This window comes from Nocardia sp. NPDC058518 (assembly GCF_042719655.1).
Classification (GTDB): Bacteria; Actinomycetota; Actinomycetes; order Mycobacteriales; family Mycobacteriaceae; genus Nocardia.
This window is the reverse complement of the sequence record NZ_JBHXNJ010000001.1, coordinates 840,829-858,253: the sequence shown is the minus strand read 5'-3', so window position 1 is coordinate 858,253 and position 17,425 is coordinate 840,829. Positions and strand designations below refer to the sequence as shown.

Annotated in this window: 4 protein-coding genes and 1 pseudogene; 4 read left to right on the top strand and 1 reads right to left on the bottom strand. The window is 67.8% G+C overall.

The window, feature by feature from the left end:
- Positions 1 to 100: 100 nt before the first annotated feature.
- Positions 101 to 979, bottom strand: a complete 879-nt coding sequence (locus tag ACFWPX_RS03700) for a patatin-like phospholipase family protein (protein ID WP_378925708.1) — start codon at positions 977 to 979, stop codon at positions 101 to 103.
- A 526-nt stretch (positions 980 to 1,505) separates the two neighbouring features.
- Between ACFWPX_RS03700 and ACFWPX_RS03695 the strand changes: the two are divergent.
- The 4 genes and pseudogenes from ACFWPX_RS03695 to ACFWPX_RS03680 all read left to right on the top strand — a co-directional run.
- A pseudogene (locus ACFWPX_RS03695) lies at positions 1,506 to 7,964 on the top strand (type I polyketide synthase); the annotation flags it as partial.
- Positions 7,959 to 15,113: an amino acid adenylation domain-containing protein gene (locus ACFWPX_RS03690; RefSeq protein WP_378926130.1), complete on the top strand. Its 7,155-nt coding sequence runs from the start codon at positions 7,959 to 7,961 to the stop codon at positions 15,111 to 15,113. The pseudogene ACFWPX_RS03695 and the gene ACFWPX_RS03690, both read left to right, overlap by 6 nt.
- Positions 15,110 to 16,537: a hypothetical protein gene (locus ACFWPX_RS03685; protein WP_378925706.1), complete on the top strand. Its 1,428-nt coding sequence runs from the start codon at positions 15,110 to 15,112 to the stop codon at positions 16,535 to 16,537. The genes ACFWPX_RS03690 and ACFWPX_RS03685 overlap by 4 nt, the downstream gene beginning before the upstream one ends.
- Complete coding sequence (locus ACFWPX_RS03680) at positions 16,534 to 17,421, top strand: SDR family NAD(P)-dependent oxidoreductase (RefSeq protein WP_378925704.1); 888 nt, start codon at positions 16,534 to 16,536, stop codon at positions 17,419 to 17,421. Before ACFWPX_RS03685 ends, ACFWPX_RS03680 begins: the two co-directional genes overlap by 4 nt.
- Positions 17,422 to 17,425: the final 4 nt, after the last annotated feature.

The following is a 17,425-nucleotide window of genomic DNA, read 5'->3' as shown; positions in this document are numbered from 1 at the left end:
CAGTTTGCTTCACAATTAGTTATAGGCTCGTCAAAACACCCCCCGGGGCGCCCTGTCCTGGGGCCGGCCCGCCCCCCGGCGCCCCCAACACTGTCAGATGTCAGCGAAGCTCGGCGATACTTGTGACGTAGCGTCGGGCGTCTTCGAGGCCGATCTGGGCCGCGCGGGGACGTAGCCGGGTGTCGAGGAGTTCGGTGCCGACTTCGGCGAAATCCGGTCCCTCGGTGATCTTCACGACGCGCACGCCCTGCCGGGAAACAGCTTCGAGTTCGGCTTCCTCGGCGGTGTTGGCCAATGCGCCTCCCGAGGGGCCGATGAACACGATCGCGTCGAGGTTCTTTTCGGCGGTGAGTGCGGCGACGGTGGAGGTGCGCCGGGTGTCACAGTAGTGGCTGCCGCCGAAGGCGACCGGGGGGAACAGTCCGGGTACCGCGCACGAGGAGGCGATAGCGCGGGTCAGGTCGATGCCATCGGCGCGTTTCCAGAGCACGGTGTCGCCGGTTTCGCAGTTGACGGAGCTCACCCGCAGGTCCGTGTCCGGCCAATCGGCGACGGAGTCCGGCAGCAGGGAGGCGATGATCTGGGCGAATACGGTGTCGTCGTTCGCCGGGGTCGAGGTGAGGATGAGCTTGCCTATCGCACGCGCCCGTTCTTGGATGGATCCCTCCGTCGACACGAGCAGGTGCAGCATTTCCGGCGGTATCGCGGCAGTCCCCGCACTCACTTGGTCGTCGTCCGCCTCATGCTGGGTCAACTGCCAAGATGTCGCGTAGGCGCCGCGTTGTTCGCCCCGGGCACGTTCGGCCAAGTCGGCTCCGCTGGTGGCGATTGCGCCGACGATCGAGCCCGCGGAGGTACCTACGGTGACCGCGCAGTCGGTGACGCTGAATCCTGCGTGCTCGGCCAGACCTGCGAGAACGCCGGTCTCCCAGGCGACTCCGACCTCCCCACCGCCGCCGAGAATCAGACCTATCTTCATGTTCGTCTCCCCACATTCGAATCGGTCGCTTCCGCGCGGCCTATCTACGATTTTGCCGCGAGCCGAGGGTGTGCAGCAGCCCGCCATATGGCGGTAAAAGGGGGTAGTTCGACCGCCAATTGCGCACGGCTATCTCGCCGCTAATCGCACTGCCGGTGTTCTGTACGGTGCAATGTTGCGAAACTATTGATTTTCTATACGCTGGCAGGACAACCCGGAGGGGGATCTCCGAGGTTGATCACAGCGGCAAAAGTGTTGCCGCGCTTCGGTTGTCGTGGGCAATGAAACCGCTGGGGACGCTCGGTGGTGTGTCTTCGAAACGAGCCTCGCCGGTGTCGCACTGTCGCGACCGAGACATCAGGACGACGATGTCCGCTAATCCTGTCCGAAGGCCCTCGTCGAGCGCGCCCGGCCGGATCCGTGCATGCGCTGGGGGCGGCGCGCACAGATCCCCTCACCTGCCCCGCCGTCACGGGTGATAGCTGCTCGTGACATGTAAATCATTGCGTAACAGGAGGTTTCGAAGATGGCTACTCATGCTGAGCTTCGCTCATACCTGACGAAGGCCGCGAGCGAGCTACAGGGGACGCGCAAGAAGCTCGCGGCGCTCGCGTCGCGGCGTACCGAGCCGATTGCCGTAGTCGCCATGGCGTGCCGTTATCCGGGCGGTATCACCTCGCCCACCGAACTCTGGGACCTGGTGAGCACCGGGCGCAGTGCCGCAGCGCCACTGCCACTCGATCGCGGCTGGGATATGTCCGTGCTGACCGCTCCGGACCAGGACGGTCCTGGTGCGACCTACGTGCGCGAGGGAAACTTCCTCGATGACGCAGGCGATTTCGATGCTGCGTTCTTCGGCGTCAGCCCTCGCGAGGCGCTCGCGATGGACCCACAGCAGCGGTTGCTGCTGGAGGTTTCGTGGGAGGCCATCGAACGCGCGGGGATCGACCCGCAAGCCCTTTCGGGATCCGATACGGGCGTGTTCATGGGCGTCACGGCGCAGGAGTACGGCGCGCGAGCCTATCGCGACCACGAGGGCCTGGCCGGACACCTGACTACCGGTACCGCCATCAGCGTCGCCTCGGGCCGGCTGTCGTATGCGCTCGGACTGAACGGTCCGGCCATGACCGTGGACACCGCCTGCTCGTCCTCGTTGGTTGCCATCCACCTGGCGATGCGCGCGTTGCGCGCGAGGGAGTGCGGGCTGGCGCTGGCCGGAGGTGCGACCGTGGTGTGCTCGCCCAGCATCTTGGTCGGCTTCTCCCGACTCGGCGCGCTGGCCCCGGACGGGCGTTGCAAGCCGTTCTCCGCCACGGCGGACGGTTTCGGAGTTTCCGAAGGGGCGGGTGTGCTTGTGCTGGAGAGACTTTCCGACGCCCGTCGCAACGGGCATCCGATTCTGGCAGTCCTGCGCGGCTCTGCGATCAACCAGGATGGGGCGACGAACGGTCTGTCCGCGCCCAATGGCGCGGCGCAGCGCCGGGTTGTTCGGGCGGCCTTGGCCGATGGCGAACTGACCGCCGGAGACGTCGATGTGGTGGAGGCGCACGGCACTGGAACCACGCTCGGCGATCCGATCGAGGCGGCCGCGTTGCTGGCCACCTATGGTGCTGCTCGCACGGCCGCGCGGCCGTTGCTCCTTGGCTCGATGAAGTCCAATATCGGCCACTCCCAGGCTGCCGCCGGGGTGGCGGGTGTGATCAAGATGGTCGAAGCCATACGCCGGGGCACAGTGCCCATGACCATCAATGTCGCCGCCCCCACTCCGGCGGTGGACTGGTCCAGCGGCACGGTCGAGGTGGTCACCGAATCGGTGCCGTGGCAGACGATGGCGGGAAGGCCTCGCCGCGCCGGGGTTTCGGCGTTCGGCATCAGCGGCACCAACGCCCATGTCGTGCTCGAGGAGGCACCAGCGGTCACCGCGCCCCAGCCGGGGCGCGGCGCGCCCGCCATCGTGCCGCTGGTGCTGTCCGCCAAGACCGCGCCCGCGCTCGCGGAGCAGGCGGCGCGGATGCTCGCGGTACTGCGCGCCGGAGCAGAGCCGATGGACCTGGGTTTCGCGCTGGCGGAGGGACGCACGGCCTTCGCCGAACGCGCCGTGGTGATCGGTGCCGATACGGACGAACTCGCCGAGGGCCTGGCAGTGATCGCCCAGGGTCGCGTCGGATCCGGCGTGGTCGTTGGCCGAACCGTCGTCGCGGGCGGCACCGTTTTCGTCTTCCCCGGACAGGGTTCGCAATGGGCCGGGATGGCGGTCGAATTGCTCGATACCGCGCCAGTTTTCGCCGAGCACATCGCTGCCGTGGCTGCCGCCTTCGCCGAGTTCACCGACTGGTCGCTCATCGACGTGCTGCGTGGGACGCCGGGCGCGGCCGATGGGAACCGGGTCGATGTCCTACAGCCCGCGTTGTTCGCGGTCATGACCTCGTTGGCCAAGCTGTGGCAGTCGCTCGGAATCACGCCGGACGCGGTGATCGGCCATTCGCAGGGTGAGATCGCCGCCGCCTATATCGCTGGTGCGTTGTCGCTGCGCGACGCGGCCCGCGTGGTGACGCTGCGCAGCAAGGCGATTGTGGAACTGGCAGGGCACGGCGGGATGATCTCGATCGCCCTGCCGCAGGCCGAGGCGACCGCGCTGATCGCGCGCTGGGCGGGCGCGCTCGGGATCGCGGCGGTCAACGGCGCGCGTTCGACCGTCGTTTCCGGCGCCGCGACAGCGTGCGACGAGCTGATCGCGCACTGCGAGGCAGAACAGATCCGCGCGCGCCGTATCCCGGTCGACTACGCTTCGCATTCCCCGCAGGTCGACCGGATCCGCACCGCGCTCGTGACGGCGCTGGACGGAATCGCGCCGCTACGATCGGAGATCTCCTTCGTCTCCACGGTGACCGGTGAGCGCATCGACACGACAACCCTGGATGCGGACTACTGGTACCGGAACCTGCGCCAGACCGTGCGCCTCCACGACGCGGTGCTCACCGCGCACCGCCTCGGCTATCGGGGCTTCGTCGAATCGAGCCCGCATCCGGTGCTGACAGTCGGCATTCAGGAGACCATCGAGACCACCGACGCGGAGAATTCGGTCGTTGTTGGTTCGCTGCGCCGCGACGAGGGCGGGCTGCGACGGTTCTTGACCTCGGCCGCGACCGCGTACATCGGTGGGCTGCAACCCGATTGGGGTGGCTACCTGGGCGGGTTCGGGGCGCGCCCGATCGATCTGCCCACCTATCCGTTCCAGCACCGGCGGTTCTGGATCGACGCCGAGGCCGGCGGTTCGGGTGATGTCACCGCGCTGGGTTTGGCGCCGGCCGCGCACCCGCTGCTGGGCGCGGTCATCGCCGACGCCGAATCGGACAGCCTGGCATTCTCCGGGCAGTTGTCGCTGGCGGCCCAACCCTGGCTGGCGGACCACGCGGTGCAGGGTTCGGTGCTGGTACCCGGTGCGGTCCTGACCGAACTAGCCCTGTTCGCCGGCGAACGCGGGGGCGCTGCGCGCATCTCGGAAATCGTGCTGCAGGCGCCGCTGATCATCCCCGAGAGCGGTGCGGTCGCTGTCCGGGTCGTCGTCGATGCGCCGCAGCACAACGGTGAACGCACTGTCCGCATCTTCTCTCGACCCAGCAGCGACGACACCACCGCCTGGACGCAGCACGCCGAGGGCACGCTGGCTCCGGAAACCACCACCCCCATCGCGCTTTCCGGAGTCTGGCCCCCGGCCGGCGCGGAAGCGGTCGACATCGACGGCACCTACGATCGACTGGCCGCGGCGGGCTACCAGTACGGCCCGGTGTTCCAGGGCCTGCGCGCCGTGTGGCGGCACGGTAGCGACATTCTCGCCGAGGTCACACTGCCCGACCAGGCCGGTGCCGAGGCCAAGCGTTTCGGCCTGCACCCGGCGCTGCTGGACGCGGCGCTGCACGGGCTCGATATCGGAGGGTTCCTGACCGACGCGGATCCGAGCCGGATTCGACTGCCCTTCGCCTGGGAGGGGGTGTCACTGCGCGCCGTCGGTGCAACCAGTCTGCGGGTGCGCATCACTGCGCACAGCTCCGAGCGGGTGGCGGTGACCATGACCGATCCGGTGGGTTCACCGGTCGCCTCCATCGACGCGCTCACCGTGCGACCGATCTCGCGGGCACAGCTCGCCGCGAGCCAGGACGCGACCGCCGACGGGCTTTTCGGCGTCGAATGGATTCCGGCACAGCTGCCCGAGATACCGATCGCGGCGGCCTGGGCGGAGCTGCCGGTGGCGGCGGACGCCCCGGCCGGGACAGCGGGCGTACTGCGCCGGTGCGGTGGAACTGGTTCGGAAAGCTTTGCCGCGGAGGCGGTCCACGACAGGCTGATCGAGCTACTCGCGCAGGTTCGTGAGTGGCTGACCGATGCCCGGTTCACCGGCGCGCCGCTGGTCGTGGTGACCACCCGGGCAGTCGCGGTAGCCACTGGTGAGGACGTTCCGGATCTGGTCGACGCACCGGTCTGGGGTCTGCTGCGCTCGGCGCAGACCGAGAACCCCGGCCGAATTCTCCTGCTGGATATCGACAATCGTGCGGAATGGCGCGAGGCGGTCACGACCGCGCTGATGCTGGCCGAACCACAGGTAGCCTGGCGGCGCGGCGCGGTGTACGTGCCCCGGCTGCTTCGGGCACAGACCGACATGGTGGGCAATGCCGCACTGGCCACTGGGCAGAGCTGGCAGTTGCGCATGCAAGGGCGCGGCACCTTGGACAGTGAGAACCTGGCACTTCTCGACTATCCGCTGATCGAGCGCCCGCTCGACAACGGTGAGGTGCGCGTTGCGGCCCGCGCCACCGGCGTGAACTTCCGCGACATCATGATCGCGCTCGGCGTGTATGCGGATCCGCACGCAAGTATCGGCGGGGAGGGCGCAGGCGTGGTACTCGAGGTGGGACCAGGCGTCACCACCGTCGCGGTGGGGGACCGGGTGTTCGGTGTGATGGATGGCGTCGGCCCGGTGACCATCACCGATCAACGCCACATCACCCACATACCAGTGGGCTGGAGTTTCGCACAGGCCGCCTCGACCTGCGCGGTGTTCGCGACCGCCTACTACGGACTGCGCGACCTCGGCGATCTCGGCCCCGGCGACCGGCTCCTCGTGCACGCCGCGACCGGCGGCGTCGGCCTGGCCGCCATTCAGCTGGCCCGGATGTGGGGCGCGGAATGCTATGTGACCGCGAGCCCGGCCAAGCAATACCTGCTGCGCGAGCTCGGTTTCGATGACGCGCACATCGGCAACACCCGGACCCTGGAATTCGAGCGGCAGTTCCTCGACGCCACGGGTGGCGAGGGATTCGATGTGGTGCTCGAAGCCCTCGGCGCCGAATACGTCGATGCGTCACTACGTCTCATGCCGCGCGGCGGGCGCTTCCTGTCCATGGGCAAGACCAATATCCGGGAACCCGAACAGATCGCCGCGCAGTATCCGGGCGTCCGGTACCGGGCGTTCGACCTCTACGAAGCGGGCGCGGATCGCATTCAGGAGATGCTCGTGGAACTGGTGCGTCTGTTCGGCACCGGCGTCCTGCGGCCACTACCTGTCTCGATCTGGGACGTGCGCCGAGCCCCGGAGGCACTGCGCTACCTCAGCCAGGCCCGGCACATCGGCAAACTGGTCCTGCAGCAACCCGCACTGCCGCAGATTCCCGGTACCGCGCTGATCACCGGTGGTACCGGGGTGCTGGGCATGGGTTTCGCCCGGCATCTGATCACCGCCCACGGGTATCGGCACCTGATCCTCACCAGCCGGCGCGGCCCCGAGGCTCCCGGCGCGGCCGAACTCGCCGCGGACCTGTCCGAACTCGGGGCCACGGTCGATGTGGTGGCTTGTGACGTCTCGGATCGAACGGCGCTGGAGACGCTGCTGGCGCAGATCCCGGTCGAGGCGCCGCTGACCGCGGTCCTGCACGCCGCAGGTGTGCTCGACGACAGCGTCTTCACCGCGATGACCCCCGAGCAGCTGGTCGGGGTGCTGCGGCCCAAGGTCGACGCGGCATGGAATCTACACGCGGCCACCGAACATCTGAACCTGTCGATGTTCGTGCTGTTCTCCTCTGTCGCAGGCACTTTGGGTGCACAGGGCCAAGCCAACTACGCCGCCGCCAACGCGTTCCTGGATGCGCTAGCCCAGTACCGGCGTCAGCGCTCGCTGACCGCGGTCTCGCTGGGCTGGGGCTGGTGGGCCGATGCCACCGGGATGACCGGGCATCTCGACGAACGCGACCACGCGCGGATGAGCCGCAGCGGACTCGTTCCGATGACCACCGAAGACGGTCTCGCGCTGTTCGACGCCGCCCTGTCGCTCGGGCGCGCCGTCGTGATCCCGGGACGGTTCGACACCGCCGCACTGAGCTCCGGGCGGGCGGACGAGGTGCCCGCGGTCTTCCGGGGCCTGGTACGCGCGCCGCGTCGCCGCGATGTCGCGGAATCCGCTCCCGAAGTCGGCGGGCTCGCCCAGCAACTGGTCGGGCTGACCGCCACCGAGCAACATCAGCGTGTGCTGTCGCTGGTGCGCTCGGTCGCCGCGGCGGTGCTCGGGCACGAAAGCCCCGCATCGATCACTCCCACAGCGCAATTCAAGGATCTGGGGTTCGACTCGCTCGGCACGGTCGAATTCCGCAACCAGCTCAAGGTGGCGACCGGAATGCAGCTGGCGACCACTGTCGTGTTCGACCATCCCTCCTCGATAGCGCTGGCCACCCACATCTGTGCCGAAATCGCCCCGCCCGCTGCTGATCCCGCAGATCTGCTGCGTATCCAGCTGGACGCGCTGAGCGGCACACTGGCCGAGACCTCGCCCGAGGACTCCGATCGGACCGGACTCACCGCGGCCATCCGGCGGCCCGATATCGCCGACTCGATGCGCAACCTGGTCGATACCGTTCGTGCGCTGGCGCCCGATCTCGTCGGGACGGACGGCACCTCGTTCGCCGAGGTCACCGACGCCGAACTCTTCGCGCTGATCAGCGGGTCCGGCGCCGAGCCTGCAACGAACATCGACGCACCGTCCGATCGGTTCACCGATTCTGCCCACGTCGGTGACGGGACGGAACATCCGGCCGCACCGGAAACCGGTCACCCGCTCACTCGCTATCAGCAGGACATCGTCGCTGTCAGCGCCCGCTATCCGGATCTACCCCTGACTCAGGTCGGGGGGTACATCCGGATCAACGGCACGCCCGATGTCGAGCGCCTGCGCGAGGCCGTGCGGCGCACCCAGCTGCGCAATGACGCGCTCCGTATCCGGCTCGATCACACCGAACTGGTGCAGCGCATCGATCCACACGGCGCCACGGTCGAAATTGTCGACCACACCGGCGCCCCCGATCCGCAGGCCGCGGCGCTGGAGTGGATGCGCGTGCGTACCGATACCGTCATGCCCCTGGACGGCCCGCTCGCGGAGACCGCCATCGTGCTGGACAGCGCCGATTCATTTCTCATCTACTCTCGATTCCATCACGCGGTCGCCGACGGCTGGTCCGAGACTCTGGTACTGCGCCAACTGTTCGCGGACTACAACTCCGGCGACCTCGGCACCGAGCACGCACCGAGCTACCTCGATGTCGTCGAAGCCGAAGCGCACTACCGGGATTCGGCCGCCTGGCAGGCCGACCGCACCGCGTTGATCGACATGGTGGGTGCGCTCGACCCGGCGTTGTTCGCCCGCAATGCCACCGTGCGCACTCACCATCGACACCAGCGCACCCTGCACCTGGACCGGGCCATGATCGACCCGATCCGGGCCAGCGGGCGCAGCGTCTTCGCGTTCACTGCCGCCGCGCTCGCAACTTACCTGCGGCGCGTGCACCGCGAGGGCGACATCGTGCTCGGTGTGCCCATGCTGAACCGGCAAACTCCCGAGGAGCTCGCGACCGTCGGCAACATGGTCAATATTCTGCCGCTGCACATTCCTGTCGATACAGGACTGTCGCTGTCGGCCCTGGCCGCGCGCACGGCCACCGCCGTCTGGGATCTACAGGGGCGCCAGCGCTTCGCGCTCGGTGATCTGCAGAACGCATTGCGGGAGAACGGAAGTCCAGCCGCCGGGTCCGCACTGTTCGACGTCACCTACTCCTATGTTCCGATGCCGGCCGTCGAGCTGCCCGAATCCGTCACCGAGATATCGCTGCTGTCGTCGGGATACTCACTGGACGCGCTGAACATCGTGGTGCGCGACAACGAGAGTGACGGTTCGCTCGACATCGACTTCTTCTACGCCGACGATGTCTTCGACGCGGACTTCTCCTTCGACAGCGCACTGCGCCAGGTGTTCGCGCTGATCGCGGCCGGACTCGAGGCCCCGGATCGTCCGGTCGCCGAGCTGGCGATGTTCTCGACCGCCGAGCGGGAGCGGATCACCGAGTTCGAAGGTCCGGCACTCGTGCCGTTCCCGGACACCACACTGGACCGGATACTGGCGGAACAGATCGCGGCGGGGCCGGATCGAACCGCGCTGAGCTGGGGGAGCGATACAGTATCCGAGCTCTGCTACGGAGAGTTCGGCGCTCGGGTCGAGGCGATCGCGGCGGCGTTGCGCGCCGGTGGCCTTCGTCCCGAGGAGTGCGTGCCGGTGGTGCTGCATCGCTCGCCCGAGCTGGTCGTCGCCATCCACGCGGTACTGGCGGCGGGCGGGGCCTATGTGCCGATCGACCCGGGCTACCCGGCGGCACGGATTCGGACCATCATCGCTGATTGTGGTGCCGAGGTGATTCTCGCGGGCGAGGAATTCGAGGCTCTCGCCACCGAATCGGGCGTGCGGCGACTGTCGCCCGAGCAGGACGCCGTGATGGGGCAGGCCGTGGTGGGTCGGACCCGCCCGACCGATCTCGCCTATCTGATCTACACCTCGGGCTCGACCGGAACTCCCAAAGGTGTGATGATCGAGCACGCCTCGGTCGTCAATCGCCTGGCCTGGATGCAGCACCGTTACCCGCTGACCGAGACGGACGTGATCCTGCAGAAGACGCCGGCGACGTTCGACGTCTCGGTGTGGGAGCTCATGTGGTGGACCCTGGCCGGTGCGCCGGTGGCCTTGCTGCCCGTCGGCGGCGAGCGCGATCCGCGCACGATCTTGGACACGATCGCTCGGCACCGGGTGAGCGTGCTGCACTTCGTGCCGTCCATGCTCGCGCCGTTCCTGGACGAAATCCTCAGTCGAGCACCGGGACCGGGATCCCTGGCCTCCGTGCGCCTGGTCTTCACCAGCGGTGAGGCCCTGACACCCACCCTGGCCAACCGGTTCCGCCGCGTGTTCGCGGACCTCGGTCTGCCCGGAGTTCGCTTGGTCAACCTGTACGGGCCGACGGAGGCGACCGTGGATGTGTCGTACTTCGACATCGACGCGGGAACCACCCCGGTGCAACGGATTCCCATCGGCAAGCCGATCGACAACATCGCGCTGATGGTGCTGGACCCGAACGGTGATCGCTGCCCCGTCGGCGTTCCGGGTGAGCTGTACATCGCGGGAGTGGGTGTCGGGCGTGGATATCGCGGGCGACCCGATCTGACTCTCGAAACATTCGTCACCGATCCGCGCGTTGTGGGCGGACGCCGCTATCGCACCGGCGATCTGGTGCGCTGGTGCGCCGACGGCGATCTCGAATACCTCGGTCGGCTCGACGACCAGGTCAAGGTGCGCGGTAACCGGGTGACCCTGGGGGAGATCGGAAGTCACCTCGCCGCCTGCCCTGGCATCACCGCAGGCGTGGTCGTGGACGAACAGCATCCCGGTGCCCCCACCACCCTGGCCGCCTACTATGTCGGCACCGCACGCGCCGACGACATCGCGGACTTTCTGGCCGACCGGCTCCCGGGCTACATGGTTCCGACCCGATTCGTCGAACTCGAAGCCGTGCCGCTCACTGCGAGCGGCAAACTCGACCGCAAGGCACTGCCGACAGCGGCCGATCGACCGAGCGGCTCGCAACCGCCGCGCACCGAACTCGAAGCCGAGTACGCCGCACTGTGGGCGGAGGTGCTGGGTTGTGAGGTCTCGAGCATCGGTGTGTTCGATGATTTCTTCACCATCGGCGGTGATTCGATCATCGTGCTCCGGCTGCGTACCGCGGCCGAGCGCCGCGGCATCGACTTCGACGTCGAAGCCTTCTTCGCTCGGCCGACGATCGCCGAATCGGCCGCGGCTGCAACGATATACACCGACGATGGTCAGAGCAGTGGCGTCGACTCGGCTTTCGAGCTGATCCCGCTCATCGACCGGGCCGCCCTCATCGAGGTCGAGGATGCTTTCCCGGCCAGCGCCCTGCAACTGGGCATGCTGTATCACAGCATGCAGCGCACCGATTCCACTCTGTATCAGGATGTGTTCCGGTACCGGCTGCGTATGCCGTTCCACGAGGAGAGCTTCCGTGTCGCCTACGACAGCCTGCTGCGCAGGCATCCGGCGCTGCGGTCGGGGTTCGATCTGACCGGGCATTCGCTGCCGATTCAGGTCGTGCGCAGTATCGAATTCATGCGCCACAGCGCACCGAACACGCTCACCATCGATGTCGAGAATCCGCTCGATTTCGACAATCACGCCTTCGACGCCGCCCCCCTGCACCGCATGCAAGTGATCCCCGAAACCGGCGGTTTCGAACTGGTTCTGCACTTCCACCACGCCATTCTCGACGGTTGGAGCGTCGCGAACCTGATTCGGGAATTGCTGCAGGACTATGCGCACCTGTGTGGACTCGATGTCGACGCGGTCGACCCTGCACCGCATTCGACCACTCTGCTCGCCGAATTCGTGCGCGCCGAACGCGCTGCGCAGTCAGACCCGGCGGCGCGCGACTATTGGGCACAGGTGCTCGACGGTTCGACCGCCACGACCATCGACTCGGCCCGCCACTACGAACAGCCCGGATCGGAGGGCCCGCGGGAAGCGCAGGCGACGCTGCCGGACTGGCTGGGGGACCGGGTGCGCGCCTTCGCCGCGGCACACCAGCTGCCGGTCAAATCGGTGATGACCGCGGCACACTGCCTGGTACTGCGAGCGATGTCGGGGTCCGAGGACGTGACCACCGGCGTGGTCACCCACGCTCGGCCCGCGCGGGCCGGCGCGGAGGCCGCGGCGGGCCTGTTCCTGAACACCATTCCGGTGCGGCTGGACGCGAGCGCGCACAGCTGGCTCGACGCGGTACGTCATGTCGCGCGCCACAACCGGCTGTCTCATCCGTTCCGTCGGTATCCGTTGCGGTCGTTGATCGCCGACCGGCACGGCGATCCGATCTTCGACACGGCATTCAACTACGTGAACTATCACGTTTTCGAACCACTGCTCGGGATGAGCACGGTGACGCTCACCGACTTCCGGGCACGCGAGGAAACCAATTTCGCGCTGCTGGTGACGGCGGCCGTCGACCCGCGCACACACGACGTGGTGCTGCGCGTCAACGCCGGGCACGATGCTCTCACCAGTGCCCAGTGCCAGGAGTACGCCCGCCTGTTCCTCGGGGCGCTCGCATCCATCGTGCGCACCCCGACCCGCGCGATCGATCTGGAGGCGGCCCGCGCCGCGGATGTGGTGCATCTGTTCGAAGCGACCGCGAGCCTGCACTCCGAGGCGATCGCGATCACCGACGGCCGGATCGAGTGGCGTTACCGCACACTCGCGGCCGCCGCGGAGCGTATCGCGCATCGCCTTCGCGCCGACGGAATCAGCTCGGGAGCGCGGGTCGCGGTGCTGCTGGAGCGTTCGCCGGAACAGATCGCGGTGGTGCTGGGCATCCTGCGGGCCGGGGCGGCGGTAGTGCCGCTCGATCCGAGCTATCCAGAGGCCCGGCGCGCGGCGATGATCGCGCGCGCACAGCCGGTGCGGATCATCACCGACATCGGCGACCTGCTCGACAGGCCCGCTCCCGAGACGGGAGTACTGCCCGCGATTCACCCGGAACAGACCGCGTACGTGCTGTTCACCTCCGGCTCCACCGGCGAGCCCAAGGGCGTCAGCATGCCGCACCGGGCGCTGGCGAACCTGATCGCCTGGCAGAACCGCACGAGCAGCGCGGCGCGCGGGCAGACCACGTTGCAATTGGCCCCCGCCGGATTCGACGTGTACTTCCAGGAGATCTTCTCCACGCTGTGCGGCGGCGGCACCCTGCGGGTGATTTCCGAACAGCAGCGCCTGGACTCGACCTGGCTGGCCGAACTGCTCGCCGAAGGCAGCGTGCAACGGATCTACCTACCCTACGTCGGCCTGCAGGCGTTGGCTGAGGCTGCGCAGGTCACCGGGCGCTACCCGACGGGACTGAGCACACTGGTGTCCTCCGGCGAACAACTGCGGATCACCCAGGAGATCAGGGGACTGTGGGCCCACAACCCCGGCCTGGTCGTGGAGAACCAGTACGGTCCCACCGAAACGCATGTGGCCCTGGCCTTCCCGATGAGCGGACCGGCCGAGACCGCACCACAGCTGCCGCCGATCGGCACCGTCATCGACGGAGCCTCGACCCAACTGCTCGACGCGCGCCTGCGGCCGGTAGCGCCCGGTGTCAAGGGTGAGATCTATCTGGGCGGCAGCGCGGTGGCCCACGGATACGAAGGACAGCCGGGTCTGACCGCAACCCGGTTCGTCGCTGCCCCGGGTGGGCAAACCCACTATCGCACCGGCGATCTCGGGCTGGAACTGCCGACTGGCGACCTGGTCTGCCTCGGCCGGACCGATACCCAGGTCAAGGTGCGCGGCTATCGCGTCGAATGCGCGGAAGTGGAGTTGGCGCTGCTGAGGCTGCCGGGAATCGAACAGGCCGCCGTGGTCGCGCACGAACTCGGAGGCAACGACACTGTGCTGGCGGCGTTGCTTGTCGGTGCCGCCGGAACCGACACCGTGACAGTCGGTGCGCGACTGAGGGAAATGCTGCCCGCGCATATGATTCCGGCCAGATACCAGTGGCTCGACGCCTTCCCGCTCACCCCGAGCGGCAAACGCGACGATGTCGCACTGCGCCACGTGGTCGAACAGGCAGTCGCTCCGGTGATCGGTGCCCGCGAACCCGAGGATGCCCTGGAAGTCGCGATGGTCGCCATCCTCGCCGAATTCGCCGGTGTGCCCTCGCTGTTCGCCGACTCGGACTTCTTCGATGCCGGTGGCACCTCGATCGGTGCGATGCGGGTGGCGATGACGGTGTCCAATCGATGGTCGGTGCAGGTCCCGCTGGAAGCCTTCGTCGCCGCGCCGACTGCGGCCGGACTCGCGGCGGTCGTGCGTTCCGGCGGCGCTGCCCGTGTCTTCGATCCCGTCGTTCCACTGCGCCCTCGTGGCGCCGGTGCGGATCAGGTGCCACTGTTTTTGGTACATCCGATCGGCGGAAACGTGCTCTGCTACCTGGAACTGGCCAAGCAGCTGCCTGGCGGCCGGCCGGTGTACGCGTTGCAGGCCGCGGGCGTGGAGCCGGGAACCGAACCACTCACCACCATGGCCAAGCTCGCCCGGAGCTATCTCGACGCGATCCGACGGATCCACCCGCACGGGCCGTACCACATCGCGGGCTGGTCGTTCGGTGGCTACGTGGCTCTCGAGATGGCACGCCAACTTCCCGAACGTGATCTGGCACAGCTGATCCTGCTGGACACCATCGCCATCGGTGATCAGCCGGATCCCATCTCGGAGCCGGACCTGATCGTCTGGTTCTTCGTGGAACTGCTCTGGTACGCCGAGGGCGACAGGGCCGCGCAGGCCGGATTCGACACCTCCGGCTCCTGCGACACCGATGTGGACCTGCTGTTCGATTCGGTGCTGGGCCAGGCGGTGGCCAAGGGCATCGTGCCGCGGGACAGCTCCCCGCAGCTGATTCGACGGCTGTACTCGGTGTTCCGAGCGAATTACCAAGCGATGGTGGACTACACGATGACCCAGCTGGACCGGGATCTGGTGTTGCTGAAGGCCAGGGAGGCACTGCCGGAGCTCATCGGAGGTGCGCACCGGCGGGTCGGCAGCTGGTTCGAGAGCGCGAACAACGGCTGGGCCCAGTGGGCCACCCGGGATCTCGAGATCATCGAGGTCCCTGGTGACCACTTGACGATGATGACCGGCGCGAATGTCGCGGCTGTGGCGAGTGCGCTCGGCGCGGCGCTCGCCACCGAACGATCCGACCTGACAGATCTGGGGAAGCGATGAGCATACGAACCGGCACCGGCACGGCGGTGACCAGCTCCAACGACAGGCAGGTGCGCCGGGCACTGAGTCCGGTGGAGCGCTGGTACTGGATGTGCGACCAGATCTCCCCGCTGAATGTCGTTGCGCGCGTGCGCGTGCGTGGCCACTTGCCCGCACCCGTGCTCGCGGCCGCGGCCGCGGCGCTGACCGCCGAGCATCCGCTGCTGCGGGTGAGCATCGACTCGGCGGTCGATGGGACATCCCCCCATTTCGTCGCTCCGGTGGACCCGCTGGTCCCGATCCGCACCGTCGTACTCGAACAGGAAGATCCGGATGCCTGGCAGCGGGAGATCGACACCGTCGAACTTCCTACTCGATTGGATTGGCGTAGGCGACCGCTGCTTCGGCTCGTCGATATCGCGCAAGCTGGTGCGACCCCGGACGAGACCCACGATGTGGTGCTGACCGTCGCCCACACCGTCGCCGATGGCACCACTGCGCTGAGCCTGCTGCGCCGATTGGTGGAACTGGCCGACCGACTGCGTGATCCGGCGGTCACCGTCGCCGAGATCATCGACGCGCGCGATCCGCTGCCCGCGCCGGAGCAGCTGCTACCCAAGCGGTTTCGGGGTGCGCGCGGTGTCGGCTACGCGGTGGCCGCGGGTATCGGTGATCAGGTCGTGTCGGCCACCGCCCGTGCCTGCCGTCTGGAACCGGAAGTCCCTGTCGCACCGGCCGATCGGCGCAGCCGCTTGCTGCACCGCGAGCTCGACGCCACGCGGCTCGCGGCACTGATCGAACGCTGCCGTGCTGAAGGGGTCACCGTGCATTCGGCGCTGGCTGCGGCGCTGGCAGCGGCTATCGGTGAGGAGATCGCACCGGGGCGCGACGGGCGCATCGGGGTCGGCTCACCGATCGACTTTCGAGCTGAGCTCGATCCGATCGTCCCGCAACAGGATGCGGGCGCGTACGTCGCGACCGTGCCCGTCGGCGTGCACTTCGGACCGTCGCTGGGAATGTGGCAGTCCGCGCGCCGGCTGCATCGGGGACTGTTGCGGCGCAGACGCTGTCAGCAGCATCTGGCACTGCTGGTGACGCTGCGATTCCTGTGTCCGAAATCGGTGGCGACCTCCGCGCGCGCGATTGCCATGGTGGAAGCCACAGGGCCCGGCAATGTGTGCCTGTCCAATATCGGGCACTACGAATTCGCGAACCGGGTGGGGAACTGGACGTTGGCGGGCGCGCAGTTCATCGCCGGCGTCTCGGTGAGCGGGTTCTTCGTCGGAACCGTCAACACCACGCACGCGACATTGCACTGGAACTTCACCTATATCGAAACCGTCGTCTCCGCCGCCCGCGCGGCGCGGATCGCCGACGCCGCCATCCGCATCCTGCTCGCGGAGTCGACACCGCGCAGCAGCAGCACAGAAGGATCGAACGCATGAGTGAAGACCTTGGAGTCATCGTTGTCACCGGAGCATCCTCGGGCCTGGGTAAACAGACCGCACTCGACCTGGCGGGCAGGGGGTTCGTCGTTTACGCCGGTGTGCGCACGGAGGACAGCGCGGAACGACTGTGGGCAGAGGCGGGCACCAGACGGCTGCGCCCGGTCATGCTGGACGTGACCTCGGACCTCTCGATCGCGAACGCGCACAAACTGATCAGCGGCGAACTCGGACCGTCCGGCCTGCACGGGCTGGTCAACAATGCAGGCATCTGCGTGTCCGCGCCGCTGGAATGTGTGAGCAGCGACCGGCTCCGGGAAGAGCTGGAGGTCAACGTGATCGGCACACTCGCGGTTTCCCGGCAGTTCCTGCCGCTGCTGCGCACTCGTGCCGCCGGTACGCCTGGGTTCGCAGGCCGCATCGTGAATGTGAGTTCGGGGGTGGGCAAGGTGGCCACGCCGTACCTGGGAGCGTATGCGGCCGCGCAGTTCGGCAAGGAGGGCCTGTCCGGGGCGCTGCGCCGCGAGCTCGCACCACTGGGGGTCGCGGTGTCCATCGTCGCGCCCGGCGCGATCGCCACACCGATCTGGGACAAGATGACCGATACCGCCGATCGCATCATGAACGACACGCCCGCCGAGATCGCCGAGCTGTACAGCAGGCGATTTCGCGGCTTCATCGATCAGAACACCGCACGTGCCGCCGCCAGCCGCACGCGCCCCGAGCAGGTCGCCGCGGCTGTCGCGCACGCCATGACCGCGCGCCGCCCGCACACCCGCTATCGGGTCGGTCTGGATTCGGTGATGGTGGAGGCGGCTTCACGCCTGCTTCCGGACCGGGTACTGGATTTCGCTCTTGCTCGCGGCCTGTCGGTCGCGGACTGAGGAC

Bases quoted from the DNA above. Each gene is read 5' to 3' on its own strand.
- ACFWPX_RS03700 (WP_378925708.1), bottom strand. From the start codon at position 979: ATGAAGATAGGTCTGATTCTCGGCGGCGGTGGGGAGGTCGGAGTCGCC.
- ACFWPX_RS03685 (WP_378925706.1), top strand. From the start codon at position 15,110: ATGAGCATACGAACCGGCACCGGCACGGCGGTGACCAGCTCCAACGAC.
- ACFWPX_RS03680 (WP_378925704.1), top strand. From the start codon at position 16,534: ATGAGTGAAGACCTTGGAGTCATCGTTGTCACCGGAGCATCCTCGGGC.